General features: G+C 53.4%; 10 protein-coding genes and 2 pseudogenes. 11 read left to right on the forward strand and 1 reads right to left on the reverse strand.

All coding sequences use genetic code 11. The features are described 5' to 3' along the window. The first annotated feature begins 31 nt into the window (after positions 1 to 31). The 9 genes and pseudogenes from glgB to LCS67_RS01525 form a co-directional block, all read left to right on the forward strand. A complete protein-coding gene (gene glgB, locus LCS67_RS01485; RefSeq protein ID WP_000098553.1) occupies positions 32 to 2,218 on the forward strand; it encodes a 1,4-alpha-glucan branching enzyme in 2,187 nt (728 codons plus the stop codon). After that, positions 2,215 to 4,191, forward strand: coding sequence for a glycogen debranching protein GlgX (gene glgX, locus LCS67_RS01490; RefSeq protein WP_031567481.1), 1,977 nt, complete (start codon positions 2,215 to 2,217; stop codon positions 4,189 to 4,191). Before glgB ends, glgX begins: the two co-directional genes overlap by 4 nt. Before the next feature lie 14 nt (positions 4,192 to 4,205). Next, positions 4,206 to 5,501, forward strand: a complete 1,296-nt coding sequence (glgC, locus tag LCS67_RS01495) for a glucose-1-phosphate adenylyltransferase (protein ID WP_000253995.1) — start codon at positions 4,206 to 4,208, stop codon at positions 5,499 to 5,501. Further along, on the forward strand, positions 5,501 to 6,934 hold the full coding sequence (gene glgA / locus LCS67_RS01500) for a glycogen synthase GlgA (RefSeq protein WP_001197669.1): 1,434 nt from the start codon (positions 5,501 to 5,503) through the stop codon (positions 6,932 to 6,934). The genes glgC and glgA overlap by 1 nt, the downstream gene beginning before the upstream one ends. Positions 6,935 to 6,953: 19 nt before the next feature. Continuing rightward, positions 6,954 to 9,401, forward strand: a complete 2,448-nt coding sequence (glgP, locus tag LCS67_RS01505; RefSeq protein ID WP_000993424.1) for a glycogen phosphorylase — start codon at positions 6,954 to 6,956, stop codon at positions 9,399 to 9,401. Positions 9,402 to 9,500: 99 nt separating this feature from the next. Continuing rightward, entirely contained in the window at positions 9,501 to 10,043 is a 543-nt protein-coding gene (locus tag LCS67_RS01510) for a hypothetical protein (RefSeq protein ID WP_000338410.1), read from the forward strand. Between the two features lie 131 nt (positions 10,044 to 10,174). Next, positions 10,175 to 10,582 (forward strand): annotated as a pseudogene (locus tag LCS67_RS01515) (PstS family phosphate ABC transporter substrate-binding protein); the annotation flags it as partial. A gap of 9 nt (positions 10,583 to 10,591) precedes the next feature. Beyond that, positions 10,592 to 11,299: a hypothetical protein gene (locus LCS67_RS01520; protein ID WP_031567492.1), complete on the forward strand. Its 708-nt coding sequence runs from the start codon at positions 10,592 to 10,594 to the stop codon at positions 11,297 to 11,299. After that, positions 11,293 to 11,712, forward strand: a pseudogene (locus tag LCS67_RS01525) (hypothetical protein); the annotation flags it as partial. The gene LCS67_RS01520 and the pseudogene LCS67_RS01525, both read left to right, overlap by 7 nt. Positions 11,713 to 11,758: 46 nt before the next feature. On the opposite strand, the gene glpD reads toward LCS67_RS01525, so the two are convergent. Continuing rightward, on the reverse strand, positions 11,759 to 13,267 hold the full coding sequence (gene glpD, locus LCS67_RS01530) for a glycerol-3-phosphate dehydrogenase (RefSeq protein WP_000448181.1): 1,509 nt from the start codon (positions 13,265 to 13,267) through the stop codon (positions 11,759 to 11,761). A 198-nt stretch (positions 13,268 to 13,465) separates the two neighbouring features. On the opposite strand from glpD, the gene glpE reads away from it, so the two are divergent. After that, on the forward strand, positions 13,466 to 13,792 hold the full coding sequence (gene glpE / locus LCS67_RS01535) for a thiosulfate sulfurtransferase GlpE (protein ID WP_000434523.1): 327 nt from the start codon (positions 13,466 to 13,468) through the stop codon (positions 13,790 to 13,792). A gap of 75 nt (positions 13,793 to 13,867) precedes the next feature. Next, the gene (glpG, locus tag LCS67_RS01540; RefSeq protein WP_000928701.1) at positions 13,868 to 14,698 is read left to right on the forward strand and encodes a rhomboid family intramembrane serine protease GlpG; all 831 of its coding nucleotides are present in this window, start codon (positions 13,868 to 13,870) and stop codon (positions 14,696 to 14,698) included. The last annotated feature ends 27 nt before the right edge of the window (positions 14,699 to 14,725 follow it).

Genomic DNA, 14,725 nt, shown 5'->3' on the forward strand with positions numbered 1-14,725 from the left:
GGAGTGACGCCACAAAACAGGATGACAAACCATGTCCAGTCGTATCGATAGAGACGTGATTAATGCGCTAATTGCAGGACATTTTGCGGACCCTTTTTCCGTACTCGGAATGCACCAGACCCAAGCCGGACTAGAAGTCCGCGCCCTATTACCTGACGCCACCGACGTATGGGTGATTGAGCCCAAAACCGGACGTAAAGTCGGCAAACTGGAATGTCTCGACGCTCGCGGTTTTTTCTGCGGCGTTTTACCCCGACGTAAAAATTTCTTTCGCTATCAGCTCGCCGTGACCTGGCACGGACAGCAGAACCTCATCGACGATCCTTACCGTTTTGGTCCATTAATACAGGAAATGGATGCCTGGCTATTGTCGGAAGGCACCCACCTGCGTCCTTATGAAACGCTGGGCGCGCACGCCGATACGATGGATGGCGTCACCGGCACCCGTTTCTCCGTCTGGGCGCCTAATGCTCGTCGCGTTTCGGTTGTCGGGCAATTCAACTATTGGGATGGGCGTCGCCACCCGATGCGTCTGCGCAAAGAGAGCGGTATTTGGGAGCTGTTTATCCCCGGCGCGCATAATGGACAACTGTATAAATTCGAGCTGCTTGATGCGAACGGTAATCTGCGCATTAAAGCCGATCCCTATGCTTTTGAGGCGCAGATGCGTCCGGAAACGGCGTCGATGATTTGCGGACTGCCGGAGAAAGTGACGCCAAGCGAAGAACGACAAAAAGCCAATCAGTTTGATGCGCCGATCTCGATTTATGAGGTGCATTTAGGTTCATGGCGCCGCCATACGGATAACAATTTCTGGCTGAGCTATCGTGAGCTGGCGGATCAGCTTGTGCCTTACGCCAAATGGATGGGCTTTACGCACCTTGAACTCTTGCCGGTCAACGAACATCCGTTTGACGGCAGTTGGGGCTACCAGCCGACCGGTCTCTACGCGCCGACCCGCCGCTTTGGTACGCGGGACGACTTCCGCTATTTCATCAATGCGGCCCATGCGGCGGGCCTTAACGTCATTCTCGACTGGGTGCCGGGCCATTTCCCGTCCGATGAATTTAGCCTCGCGGAGTTTGACGGCACCCACCTCTATGAGCACAGCGACCCGCGCGAGGGCTATCACCAGGACTGGAATACGCTGATCTACAACTATGGTCGTCGTGAAGTCAGTAATTATCTGGTGGGCAACGCCCTGTACTGGATGGAGCGTTTTGGGATTGATGCGCTGCGTGTCGATGCGGTGGCCTCTATGATCTACCGCGACTACAGCCGCAAAGAGGGCGAGTGGATACCGAACGAGTTCGGCGGTCGTGAAAACCTGGAAGCCATTGAGTTTCTGCGCAATACCAACCGCATTATTGGCGAGCAGGTGCCCGGCGCGGTCAGCATGGCGGAAGAGTCGACAGACTTCTCTGGCGTGACGCGTCCACCGGAAACGGGCGGCCTGGGGTTCTGGTACAAGTGGAACCTGGGCTGGATGCACGACACGCTGGACTATATGAAGCTGGACCCAGTGTACCGCCAGTATCATCACGACAAGCTGACCTTTGGTATGTTGTACAACCATACCGAAAACTTTGTTCTGCCGCTGTCGCACGATGAGGTGGTTCACGGCAAGAAATCCATTCTCGATCGTATGCCGGGCGATGCGTGGCAAAAATTCGCCAACCTGCGCGCCTACTATGGCTGGATGTGGGCCTTCCCCGGCAAGAAACTGCTGTTTATGGGGAATGAGTTTGCCCAGGGACGCGAGTGGAACCATGACGCCAGCCTCGACTGGCACTTGCTGGAGGGGGGCGATAACTGGCACCACGGGGTTCAGCGTCTGGTACGCGATCTCAACCACACCTATCGCCACCATAAAGCGTTGCATGAGCTGGATTTTGATGCTTACGGCTTTGAGTGGCTGGTGGTCGATGACAATGAACGCTCGGTACTGATTTTTGTACGCCGTGATAAAGCCGGTAACGAGATCATCGTCGCCAGCAACTTTACGCCCGTTCCTCGCCACGACTACCGTTTTGGCATCAACCAGCCGGGACGCTGGCGTGAAATTCTCAATACTGATTCGATGCATTATCACGGTAGCAACACCGGCAACGGCGGCGTGGTGCACAGCGATGAGATCGAAAGCCATGGCCGTCAGCACTCTCTTAGCCTGACGTTACCGCCGTTGGCGACGATCTGGCTGATGCGGGAGGGGGAATGACGCAGCTTGCGATCGGCGAAGCAACGCCGCATGGCGCAACGTATGACGGTCATGGCGTGAATTTCACGCTCTTTTCCGCCCATGCGGAGCGCGTAGAGCTGTGCGTTTTTGATTCCCGAGGGAATGAGCGCCGCTATGACCTGCCAGGACGTCGCGGCGATGTCTGGCATGGTTATCTGGCAGGCGCCAGGCCTGGTTTGCGCTATGGCTATCGCGTACATGGCCCGTGGCAGCCAGCGCAGGGGCATCGGTTTAATCCGGCGAAGTTACTGCTTGATCCTTATGCGCGCCGGGTGGAGGGCGAACTAAAAGATCATCCGCTGTTGCACGGCGGACACGATGAACCGGATTACCGCGATAACGCGGCGGTGGCGCCGAAAAGCGTGATAATCAGCGACCATTATGACTGGGAAGATGACGCCGCGCCGCGCACGCCGTGGGGAAAAACGGTCATCTATGAAGCGCATGTCAAAGGGCTGACCTACCTGCATCCGGAACTCCCCCAGGAGATACGCGGCACCTATAAAGCGCTCGGTCATCCGGTCATGGTGGCGTATTTCAAACAGCTTGGCATTACGGCGCTGGAACTGTTGCCGGTGGCGCAGTTTGCCAGCGAGCCGCGCCTGCAACGTATGGGACTGACCAATTATTGGGGTTATAACCCGATGGCGATGTTCGCGCTGCATCCCGCCTGGGCCAGTTCGCCCGAGACGGCGCTGGACGAGTTTCGCGACGCGGTGAAAGCGCTGCATCGCGCGGGGATTGAGGTCATTCTGGACATCGTATTAAACCATAGCGCCGAGCTGGATCTGGACGGTCCAACCTTCTCCCTGCGCGGAATTGATAACCGTAGCTATTATTGGATAAGGGACGATGGCGATTATCACAACTGGACGGGGTGCGGCAACACGCTCAATTTAAGCCATCCTGGCGTGGTGGAATACGCGTGCGAGTGTTTGCGCTATTGGGTGGAAACCTGTCATGTCGATGGTTTTCGTTTTGATTTGGCGTCCGTCATGGGGCGCACGCCGACGTTTCGCCAGGATGCGCCGCTGTTCGCCGCGATTAAAGCGTGTCCTGTGTTATCAACGGTCAAGCTGATTGCTGAACCGTGGGATATTGGCGAGGGCGGCTATCAGGTCGGGAATTTTCCGCCACCGTTTGCCGAGTGGAACGATCATTTTCGCGATGCGGCCCGCCGATTCTGGTTGCCGCGTAACCTGACGACGGGGGAATTTGCCTGTCGTTTCGCCGCTTCCAGCGATGTGTTTAAACGCAATGGCCGCACGCCCGGCGCCTCTGTCAATCTGCTCACGGCGCATGACGGTTTTACGCTCCGGGACTGCGTCTGTTTCAATCAGAAACACAATGAGGCGAACGGTGAGGAAAATCGCGACGGCACCAACAGCAATTACAGCGACAATCATGGTAAAGAAGGATTAGGCGGTCCGCTTGATTTAATGGAGCGGCGGCGCGACAGCATTCATGCCCTGCTGGCGACGCTACTGCTCTCTCAGGGAACGCCGATGCTGCTGGCAGGCGATGAACACGGCCATAGCCAGCACGGCAACAATAACGCCTACTGTCAGGATAATGCCTTAACCTGGCTGGACTGGCAGCAGGCAAACCGTGGGTTAACCACGTTTACCGCCGCGCTGATTCGTTTGCGTCAGCAGATACCGGCTTTAACCGGCAATAGCTGGTGGGAAGAAGGCGATGGCAACGTGCGTTGGCTGAATAAAAAAGCACAACCCTTGAGTGCGGATGAGTGGCAAAACGGGCCTAAGCTGATGCAAATTCTGTTGTCGGACCGTTTTCTGATTGCGATAAATGCCACGCTTGAGGTGACAGATATAGTTTTACCCGAAGGGGAATGGCGCGCCGTTCCCCCATTCGCTGGAGAGGATAATCCGGTGATAACGGCGGTCTGGCAGGGACCTGCGCATGGACTGTGTGTGTTCCAGAGAGGATAAAAAAGGAGTTAATCATGGTGAGTTTAGAGAAGAACGATCGTGTAATGTTGGCGCGCCAGCTGCCATTGAAATCTGTTGCCCTAATCCTGGCCGGCGGCCGCGGCACGCGTCTAAAAGATTTAACGAACAAACGCGCCAAACCAGCCGTCCACTTTGGTGGGAAGTTCCGCATCATCGATTTCGCCTTATCTAATTGTCTGAACTCCGGGATTCGCCGTATCGGCGTGATCACTCAGTATCAGTCCCATACGCTGGTGCAGCATATTCAGCGCGGCTGGTCACTGTTTAGCGAAGAGATGAACGAATTTGTCGATCTGCTGCCAGCCCAACAGCGTATGAAGGGCGAAAACTGGTATCGCGGCACGGCAGACGCGGTGACCCAGAACCTGGATATTATTCGTCGCTATAAAGCGGAATATGTCGTCATCCTGGCAGGCGATCATATCTATAAGCAGGACTACTCGCGTATGTTGATCGATCACGTTGAAAAGGGCGCGCGTTGCACGGTGGCCTGTATGCCGGTGCCGATCAAAGAAGCGACGGCGTTCGGCGTGATGGCGGTCGATGAAAGCGACAAGATTATTGATTTTGTCGAAAAACCGGCGAATCCCCCCGCAATGCCTGGTGACGCCAGCAAATCGCTGGCCAGTATGGGCATTTACGTTTTTGACGCCGATTACCTGTATGAATTGCTGGCGGCAGACGATAAAGATGACGCGTCCAGCCACGATTTCGGTAAAGACATTATCCCCAAAATCACCCGCGAAGGTATGGCTTACGCGCATCCTTTCCCGCTCTCCTGCGTGCAGTCCGATCCACAAGCCGAACCGTACTGGCGCGATGTAGGTACGCTGGAAGCTTACTGGAAGGCGAACCTGGATTTAGCCTCGGTGACGCCGGAGCTGGATATGTATGACCAGAACTGGCCTATCCGTACGCATATGGAATCGCTACCGCCTGCGAAATTCGTGCAGGACCGCTCCGGTAGCCACGGTATGACGCTGAACTCGCTGGTCTCCGGCGGCTGCATTATCTCCGGTTCGGTGGTGGTGCAATCTGTGCTCTTCCCACGGGTGAGAATAAATTCTTTTTGTAATATTGATTCGGCAGTGTTGTTACCTGAGGTTTGGGTAGGGCGCTCCTGCCGTTTACGTCGCTGTGTTATTGACCGTGCCTGTATTATCCCGGAAGGCATGGTGATTGGTGAAAATGCGGAAGAGGACGCTCGTCGTTTCTACCGTTCAGAAGAAGGTATTGTACTGGTCACGCGTGAAATGCTGCGCAAACTGCAGGTCAAACAGGAGCGATAATGCAGGTTTTACATGTATGTTCAGAGATGTTCCCCCTGCTGAAGACTGGGGGGCTGGCGGATGTGATAGGCGCGTTGCCTGCGGCACAAATTGCGGATGGTGTTGATGTTCGCGTTCTGCTTCCAGGGTTTCCCGATATCCGTCGGGGGATACCCGATGCGCATGTGGTGAGCCGCCGCGATACTTTCGCCGGTAAGATATCGCTGCTGTTCGGGCATTATAACGGCGTGGGCATTTATCTGATCGACGCGCCGCATCTGTACGAGCGTCCAGGCAGTCCCTATCACGATACGAATTTATATGCTTATACCGATAACGTGCTGCGCTTTGCCCTGTTAGGGTGGGTCGGCTGTGAAATGGCCTGCGGACTTGATCCATTCTGGCGCCCCGACGTGGTGCACGCCCATGACTGGCACGCCGGGCTGGCGCCCGCCTATCTGGCGGCGCGCGGGCGGCCGGCGAAATCGGTCTTTACCGTACACAACCTGGCCTATCAAGGCATGTTTTATGCAAAGCATATGGATGACATCGAACTGCCGTGGTCATTCTTTAATATGCATGGGCTGGAGTTCAACGGACAACTCTCCTTTTTGAAGGCCGGTTTGTACTATGCCGACCATATTACGGCGGTGAGCCCGACCTATGCGCGTGAAATTACCGAACCGCAGTTTGCTTATGGTATGGAAGGCCTGCTGCGTCAGCGTCATCTGGAAGGGCGCTTGTCCGGCATACTGAACGGCGTGGATGAGAAGATCTGGAACCCGGAATCCGATCTGCTGCTGGCGTCGCGCTACACGCGCGATACCCTGGAAGAGAAGGCGGAAAACAAACGTCAGCTACAAATTGCGATGGGGTTGAAGGTTAACGACAAAGTGCCGCTGTTCGCCGTGGTAAGCCGTCTGACCAACCAGAAAGGTCTGGATCTGGTGCTGGAGGCGTTACCGGGGCTGCTGGAGCAGGGCGGGCAGTTGGCGCTACTCGGCGCGGGCGATCCGGTGCTTCAGGAGGGGTTCCTCGCGGCGGCGGCGGAACACCCAGGGCAGGTTGGCGTACAGATCGGCTATCACGAAGCTTTCTCGCATCGCATTATGGGCGGCGCGGACGTCATTCTGGTGCCCAGTCGTTTCGAACCGTGCGGCTTAACGCAGTTATATGGCTTAAAGTATGGCACGCTGCCTCTGGTGCGGCGTACCGGGGGGTTGGCCGATACGGTCTCCGACAGTTCGCTGGAAAATCTGGCGGACGGTATCGCCAGCGGTTTCGTCTTCGAAGACAGTAACGCCTGGTCGTTGCTACGCGCGATTCGGCGTGCTTTTGTGTTGTGGTCACGGCCTTCGCTTTGGCGGTTTGTACAACGGCAGGCGATGGCGATGGATTTTAGCTGGCAAGTTGCCGCGAAATCATACCGCGAGCTGTACTATCGCTTGAAATAGTCATCCAGGAATCATTTATATGAATGCTCCGTTTACTTATGCATCGCCCACACTCAGCGTTGAGGCGCTTAAGCATTCTATTGCCTATAAGCTGATGTTTACGATTGGTAAAGACCCGGTCATTGCCAATAAACATGAATGGCTGAACGCCACATTGTTCGCGGTGCGCGATCGTCTGGTGGAGCGCTGGCTGCGTTCTAATCGAGCCCAATTATCGCAGGAAACCCGGCAGGTTTATTACCTGTCGATGGAGTTTTTGATTGGTCGTACCCTCTCTAACGCGCTGCTCTCGCTGGGCATTTATGACGACGTTAAAGGCGCGCTGGAGGCCATGGGCTTAGATCTCGAAGAGCTGATCGATGAAGAGAATGACCCAGGGCTTGGCAACGGCGGCTTAGGACGGCTGGCGGCTTGCTTCCTGGACTCGCTGGCGACGCTAGGATTACCGGGTCGCGGGTATGGCATTCGCTACGATTACGGCATGTTTAAGCAGAATATTGTCGACGGGCGGCAAAAAGAATCTCCGGATTACTGGCTGGAATATGGCAACCCGTGGGAGTTCAAGCGCCACAATACACGCTATAAAGTGCTTTTTGGCGGGCGCATTCAGCAGGAAGGTAAAAAAGCGCGCTGGATTGAGACGGAAGAGATTCTGGCCGTCGCGTATGATCAGATCATCCCCGGTTACGACACCGACGCCACTAACACACTGCGGCTGTGGAATGCGCAGGCCAGTAGTGAAATCAACCTCGGTAAATTCAACCAGGGCGACTACTTTGCGGCGGTGGAAGATAAAAACCACTCTGAGAACGTTTCACGGGTGCTCTACCCGGACGATTCCACCTATTCCGGACGAGAGCTACGCCTGCGTCAGGAGTATTTTCTGGTCTCGGCGACAGTGCAGGATATCCTGCACCGTCATTATCAACTGCATAAAACCTATGAGAATCTGGCGGATAAAATCGCCATTCACCTCAACGATACCCATCCGGTGCTGTCAATTCCGGAGCTGATGCGTCTGCTGATCGATGAACATAAATTTAGCTGGGACGACGCGTTTGAGGTGTGCTGTCAGGTCTTCTCTTATACCAACCATACGCTGATGAGCGAGGCGCTGGAAACCTGGCCTGTCGATATGCTGGGGAAAATTCTGCCCCGTCACCTGCAGATTATCTTCGAGATTAACGACTATTTCCTGAAAACGTTGCAGGAGCAATATCCCAACGATACCAGCCTGCTTGGTCGCGCGTCGATTATTGATGAGTCGAACGGTCGCCGGGTACGGATGGCCTGGCTGGCGGTGGTGGTCAGCCATAAAGTCAACGGCGTTTCTGAACTCCATTCCAACCTGATGGTGCAGTCGCTGTTCGCGGATTTTGCGAAGATTTTCCCGACCCGTTTTTGTAACGTCACTAACGGCGTTACGCCGCGCCGCTGGCTGGCGCTGGCAAACCCGCCGCTGTCTGACGTGCTGGATGAGAATATTGGTCGTACCTGGCGTACCGATCTTAGTCAGCTCAGCGAGCTGAAACAGCATTGTGATTATCCGCTGGTCAATCATGCGGTGCGTCAGGCGAAGCTGGAAAATAAAAAACGGCTGGCGGTAGTGATAGCGCAACAACTGAATGTGGTGGTAAACCCTAAAGCGTTATTTGACGTGCAGATTAAGCGTATTCACGAATACAAGCGGCAGTTGATGAACGTACTGCATGTCATTACCCGCTATAACCGCATTAAAGAAAATCCGGAGGCCGACTGGGTGCCGCGGGTGAATATTTTTGCCGGTAAGGCGGCTTCCGCCTATTACATGGCAAAACACATTATTCATCTGATCAACGACGTAGCGAAAGTGATTAACAACGATCCGCAGATTGGCGACAAGCTGAAAGTAGTGTTTATCCCGAACTACAGCGTCAGCCTGGCGCAGGTAATCATTCCCGCTGCTGACCTGTCTGAGCAGATTTCGCTGGCAGGGACAGAAGCTTCCGGCACCAGTAATATGAAATTTGCCCTGAACGGCGCGCTCACCATTGGTACGCTGGATGGCGCGAACGTTGAGATGCAGGAGCATGTCGGCGAGGAGAATATCTTTATCTTCGGTAATACTGCCGAAGAGGTGGAAGCGTTGCGCAGGCAGGGTTATAAGCCTCGCGACTATTATGAAAAAGATGAAGAGCTACATCAGGTACTGACGCAGATTGGTAGCGGCGTCTTTAATCCGGAAGAGCCAGGTCGTTACCGCGATCTGGTAGATTCGCTGATTAACTTTGGCGATCACTATCAGGTGCTGGCGGACTACCGCAGCTACGTGGACTGCCAGGATAAGGTGGATGAGTTGTATCGTCGCCCGGAAGAATGGACGACGAAAGCGATGCTCAACATTGCCAATATGGGCTACTTCTCATCGGACAGAACCATCAAAGAGTATGCCGAAAATATCTGGCATATTGATCCGGTGCGGTTGTGATTATTTTTCCGATGTGACTTAATATTTTTATTAAGCTATTAAGATGGGTGGTAGCGAATATCGCGATTGCCCATTTTTATATTTAGGATGAATAATTGTATGGATGCTGATTTATTAAATAAATATTTATGGACTGTGAAAAAACAGGCTATTGCATTTATTTCTTCAATTCTGTTGCTGGAGATGATTTCACCGCTGGGCCTGGCAGAAGACGCCTTACCAAAAGGTAAAGATTACCCTGCGGTTATTTATCATGGGAAAACGGCGACAAGCGTAGACCGCACGGATGAGTTCACCAATATGTTCCACACACGTTTCAAAGAAGCATTGCAGAACGACGCAGTTTTTGCGGGTGAGTATGCCCAGACCGAATGGGGCTGCGGCGGTTCTGGGTGTCATGTTATTGCTTTTATCAACAAGCGAACAGGGCGCGCGTTATCCCACACCTTTCAGGTCTATTATAGCGGGACGGACGAAGAGCCGCAGCCTATAGGTGAAGAGATTCTGTATATGGATAAAAAGAGTCGATTGCTGGTAGCTTATAAAACCACTGAGTCGTTGGAGAAGTCTTATGATTATTATCTTCTCAATGGCAATGAGTTAGTGCTTATTCGCAAAGTTCCAGATAAAGGAGGCTACTGACAAACGCCGGAGCCTAGTAAATGTTGGATTGCATCCAACGAAAATTTGTAACGCATTGATATTTTGGACTTGTTGGGTGGGGCGAAGCGTAACCCAACATCAAACAGCGCCAATAGCTTCGTCAGCGGTCTGAAAGGCTTATAGATTCTGGCAGCCAGACGGTGATGCTGGCGAAAGTAATGAAAAATACCCGGATGATGTCGCCACAGAAAACTGAAGTAGTGAGCGTAATGGACGGCATGATTAAGGTAATTGCCGAATATCGCAACACTCACGGCGCAATTGGCTACGCCTTCCGCTATTACGCTACGCAGATGCACAGCAATAAAGAGATTAAATTACTGGCGATAAACGATGTTGCGCCGACGGTTGAAAATATTCGTAACGGCAGTTACCCGTACACGGTTGATGTTTATATGGTCACCCGTGAACACCCCACAGCGGAAACACAAAAGCTGGTGGACTGGTTTCTAAGCCCGCAGGGACAACAGTTGGTGCAGGATGTGGGATATGTACCGCTGTATCCGGCCGCGAAATAAAGGGACTAAATGGAAGAGGTTAAATTATATGTGGAACTGGTAGGCGTAGACCCGGCCAGCGACGCTGATATTCGTATTGCACGGCGTGAATCCACTTCGTGGCATAAAGATATTGTTGCTGAGCTGATTAATCAGGTCCTCGACGAGAGTGAAGCATTCATGGGCGCGCAGGGGCTGGAAGGGCTGCATGTATATGATGTCATGTTAGGGATTGGCTTAACATCTAGTGGTATCTGGCCTGGATTTTCTCTTGAGCCTGATACGATTAGCCGTATTAGCGCCTGCGGTGCGTCGTTGGACTTCGATCCTTATATTGATGTGGTGCCAGCTCATACCTGCGATATCAAAACACTCGATGATTTCACGGTCATTTTTTCCGCGCAGGGTTTTCATCAGCAGCGGAGCGTGATAGCCACGCGTGGCCTTCGTGAGTACAGCGATGCGACTGATATTTTTATCTTTCAGGTATTTAAGGACGCCTTGAAATACCACAACGACAATAGCCTGAGGGTATTCAGGAAAAAGCAGTCGGCGTTGACGCTATACGCCCGGTTCTATCAGGCTAAAAGCGGTTGCGAGGAAAGTTGTACGAGCTGTCAGGAGTTGTGTACCAGGCCTGGCTTTCATTTGCCGCGTGAGGTCTTTATTCGCCTCAATGCTGCTCAGGCGCGCTTTGTATATTGGCCGTTTGAGAAACGGCGGCTACCGGTGTGGTGAGGTGGGGCGCTGCATTGAGCATCATCGCTGTGCTGACCGCCTGCGATGATCGCCTGGTAAGCTATTTTCCTGATTATGCCGCCATACCCGAGCAGTCCGGTATCTGGACCTGGCTGCCTGTGTTCTTTCCATCGTCCGCCAGTGAAATAGAAATGACGTTTAACCTGGACAGCAATCTTTTTTATGCTGACTTTAGCGTGGCCGACGGTGATAAACGCGCGCATTTTGAAAGGGGGCTGGGGGAGGAGAGCGTGGTTCATTATGCCAACTTTACTCATAAAAGCTGGTGTAAAACGGGGAAAACTCTCTGGAATAGCGAAGCGCTGGCAAAACCCTTCTTTATTACCAAAATAAGTGTCGAGCGCTACCGTATCACTAATCATATGCACGGCTGTACAAAACCCGGCGAGTGAATGCAGTATGTGGCGAAAAGGGCGGTATAAACCGCCCCGGATTTTATTACGACGCCAGTGAAAGTTGGTGTTTCTCAACATACGCCGCCAGCCACTGGGTGATGCGGGATTGCTGCTCGGCGGTCAGCCACATGCCTTCTTTGGTGCGACGCCAGATAGCGTCTTCAGTACGGCGCACCCATTCGTGATCCACCAGGTACTTGAGTTCCGCTTCGTAAAACTCATGACCGAAATCTTCGCCTAAATCAAGCAGTGACGTAGTTTCGCCGAGAATCCACTCCGTGTTGCTACCGTAAGTGCGCGAATAGTGGCGCGCCAGCGATTCCGTCAGGAACGGATAACGACGACGCAGCTTCGCCGCGTAATCTTCGCGGCTGCCGTCGATGTCGCCGCCGGGCAGTACGCACGTTTTGGTCCATGCCGGCCCGATGCCTGGATAATAAGACGCCAGTTTTTCCATCGCGTGTTCGGCCAGCTTACGGTAGGTCGTGAGCTTACCGCCAAACACGGAAAGCAGCGGCGCTTTGCCGTTTTCATCATGGATATCCAGGGTATAATCGCGAGTGATCGCCTGCGGTGAGTCGGACTCATCATCGCACAGCGGACGGACGCCGGAGTACGTCCAGACGATGTCATCGCGCCCCAGTTGTTTCTGGAAGTGCGCGTTATAGACCTTCAACAGGTAATTAATTTCGCTCTCTTCGATTTTTACCGCTTTCGGATCGCCTTTATATTCGACATCGGTTGTGCCAATGATCGAAAACTCCTCCATCCACGGAATGACAAAGACGATACGTTTATCTTCGTTTTGCAGAATATACGCCTGCTTCTGATTATGGACGCGCGGCACGACGATATGGCTGCCTTTGATCAGGCGGATGCCATACGGTGACGGCAGATGCATCCCTTCGTCGAAGAACTGTTTGACCCACGGTCCGGTGGCGTTAACCAGTCCGCGCGCCTGCCAGACATATTTTTTACCGGTGTCGATATCTTCCGCTTCGACAATCCACAGGCCATTTTCCCGACGAGCGGCGGTTGCGCGAGTACGGGTAAGGACTTCGCCGCCTTTACGCACCACCATCTGTGCGTTAGCCAGCACCAGACGCGCATCGTCTACCCAACAGTCGGAGTATTCGAATCCGCGCACGATTTCAGGTTTGAGTACCGAATCTGCGCCAAACCGCACACCGGTGGAACCGGGTAAACTGGTACGTTTTCCGAGGTGATCGTACATAAACAGACCGATACGGATCATCCAGGCCGGACGTAAATGCGGGCGGTGCGGCAGACGAAAACGCATCGGGAAGGCGATGTGCGGCGCCATTTTCAACAGCACTTCACGTTCTGCCAGCGCTTCGCTGACCAGACGGAACTCGTAGTGTTCAAGGTAGCGTAAGCCGCCGTGGATAAGTTTCGAACTGGCGGAAGAGGTTGCGCAGGCCAAATCCTGCGCTTCCAGCATGAGTACGGACAAACCGCGTCCGGCGGCATCAGCCGCGATGCCTGCACCGTTAATGCCCCCGCCTATCACGATCAGATCTTTGGTTTCCATGCTGCCCTCTTGCACTTTCGTTAAAGTTCAAAAATGTTCGTTATCGAACATAATAGCAAAGAAACGCGCTATTGGTAACATCGAAAAAACATTTTAGAGTGATATGTATAACATTATGGCGTTAAGCTACTCCGTCAACGTACACTGGGCGATAAAATGCCTTAATTGGCTTCACCGGCAATAATGAAAGAGCGATTCATGGAACAATTTGAATGTATCACTGTAGAAGAGGCGTATCAGAAACTGCACCAGGGCGCGGCGGTGCTGGTCGATATTCGCGATCCGCAAAGTTATGCCATGGGTCATGCGCCGCAGGCGTTTCACTTGACTAACGATACGCTGGGCGCGTTTATGCGTGAGCATGGTTTCGATACCGCCGTGATGGTAATGTGCTATCACGGCAACAGTAGTAAAGGCGCCGCGCAGTATCTGCTCCAGCAAGGCTATGATGCGGTTTACAGCATTGATGGCGGGTTTGAGGCCTGGCATCGCCGTTTCCCTGCCGATGTCGCGAATGGCGCGTAATCCCATAAAGATGCAGCCTCCGACGAGAAGGGTATATATACTGTCTTCTTTTGTATGGACTAAGCGACAGCAATAATGTTGATGATTACTTCCTTTGCGAATCCTCGCGTGGCGCAGGCATTTGTTGATTACATGGCCACCCAGGGCGTCATTCTTACTATTCAGCAACATAATCAAAGCGATATCTGGTTGGCAGATGAATCGCAGGCCGAACGTGTGCGGGTCGAGCTGGCGCGGTTTATAGAAAATCCCGGCGATCCGCGTTATCTGGCGGCTAGCTGGCAGTCCGGGCAGACGAACAGCGGGCTACGCTACCGCCGTTTTCCCTTTCTCGCCACGCTGCGTGAACGAGCCGGCCCTGTTACCTGGATCGTGATGCTCGCCTGCGTGCTGGTCTATATCGCGATGAGTCTCATCGGCGATCAGACGGTGATGGTGTGGCTGGCGTGGCCGTTCGATCCGGTTTTAAAATTTGAATTCTGGCGCTACTTCACCCATATCTTTATGCACTTCTCACTGATGCATATTCTTTTTAACCTGCTGTGGTGGTGGTATCTCGGCGGGGCGGTAGAGAAGCGCCTGGGCAGCGGTAAATTAATCGTCATTACGGTGATAAGCGCGCTGCTAAGCGGCTATGTACAGCAGAAATTTAGCGGCCCGTGGTTTGGCGGGCTGTCTGGCGTCGTCTATGCGCTGATGGGTTACGTGTGGCTGCGCGGAGAGCGCGATCCGCAAAGCGGAATTTACCTCCAGCGCGGCTTAATTATTTTTGCATTATTGTGGATAGTCGCTGGTTGGTTTGACTGGTTTGGCATGTCTATGGCGAACGGCGCGCACATCGCCGGGCTTATCGTCGGTTTAGCGATGGCCTTTGTTGATACGCTGAATGCACGAAAACGAACGTGAGGCGTATCCGGCCTGTGGTCGAGATAT

Source organism: Salmonella sp. A7 (genome assembly GCF_020181675.1).
Classification (GTDB): domain Bacteria; phylum Pseudomonadota; class Gammaproteobacteria; order Enterobacterales; family Enterobacteriaceae; genus Salmonella; species Salmonella enterica.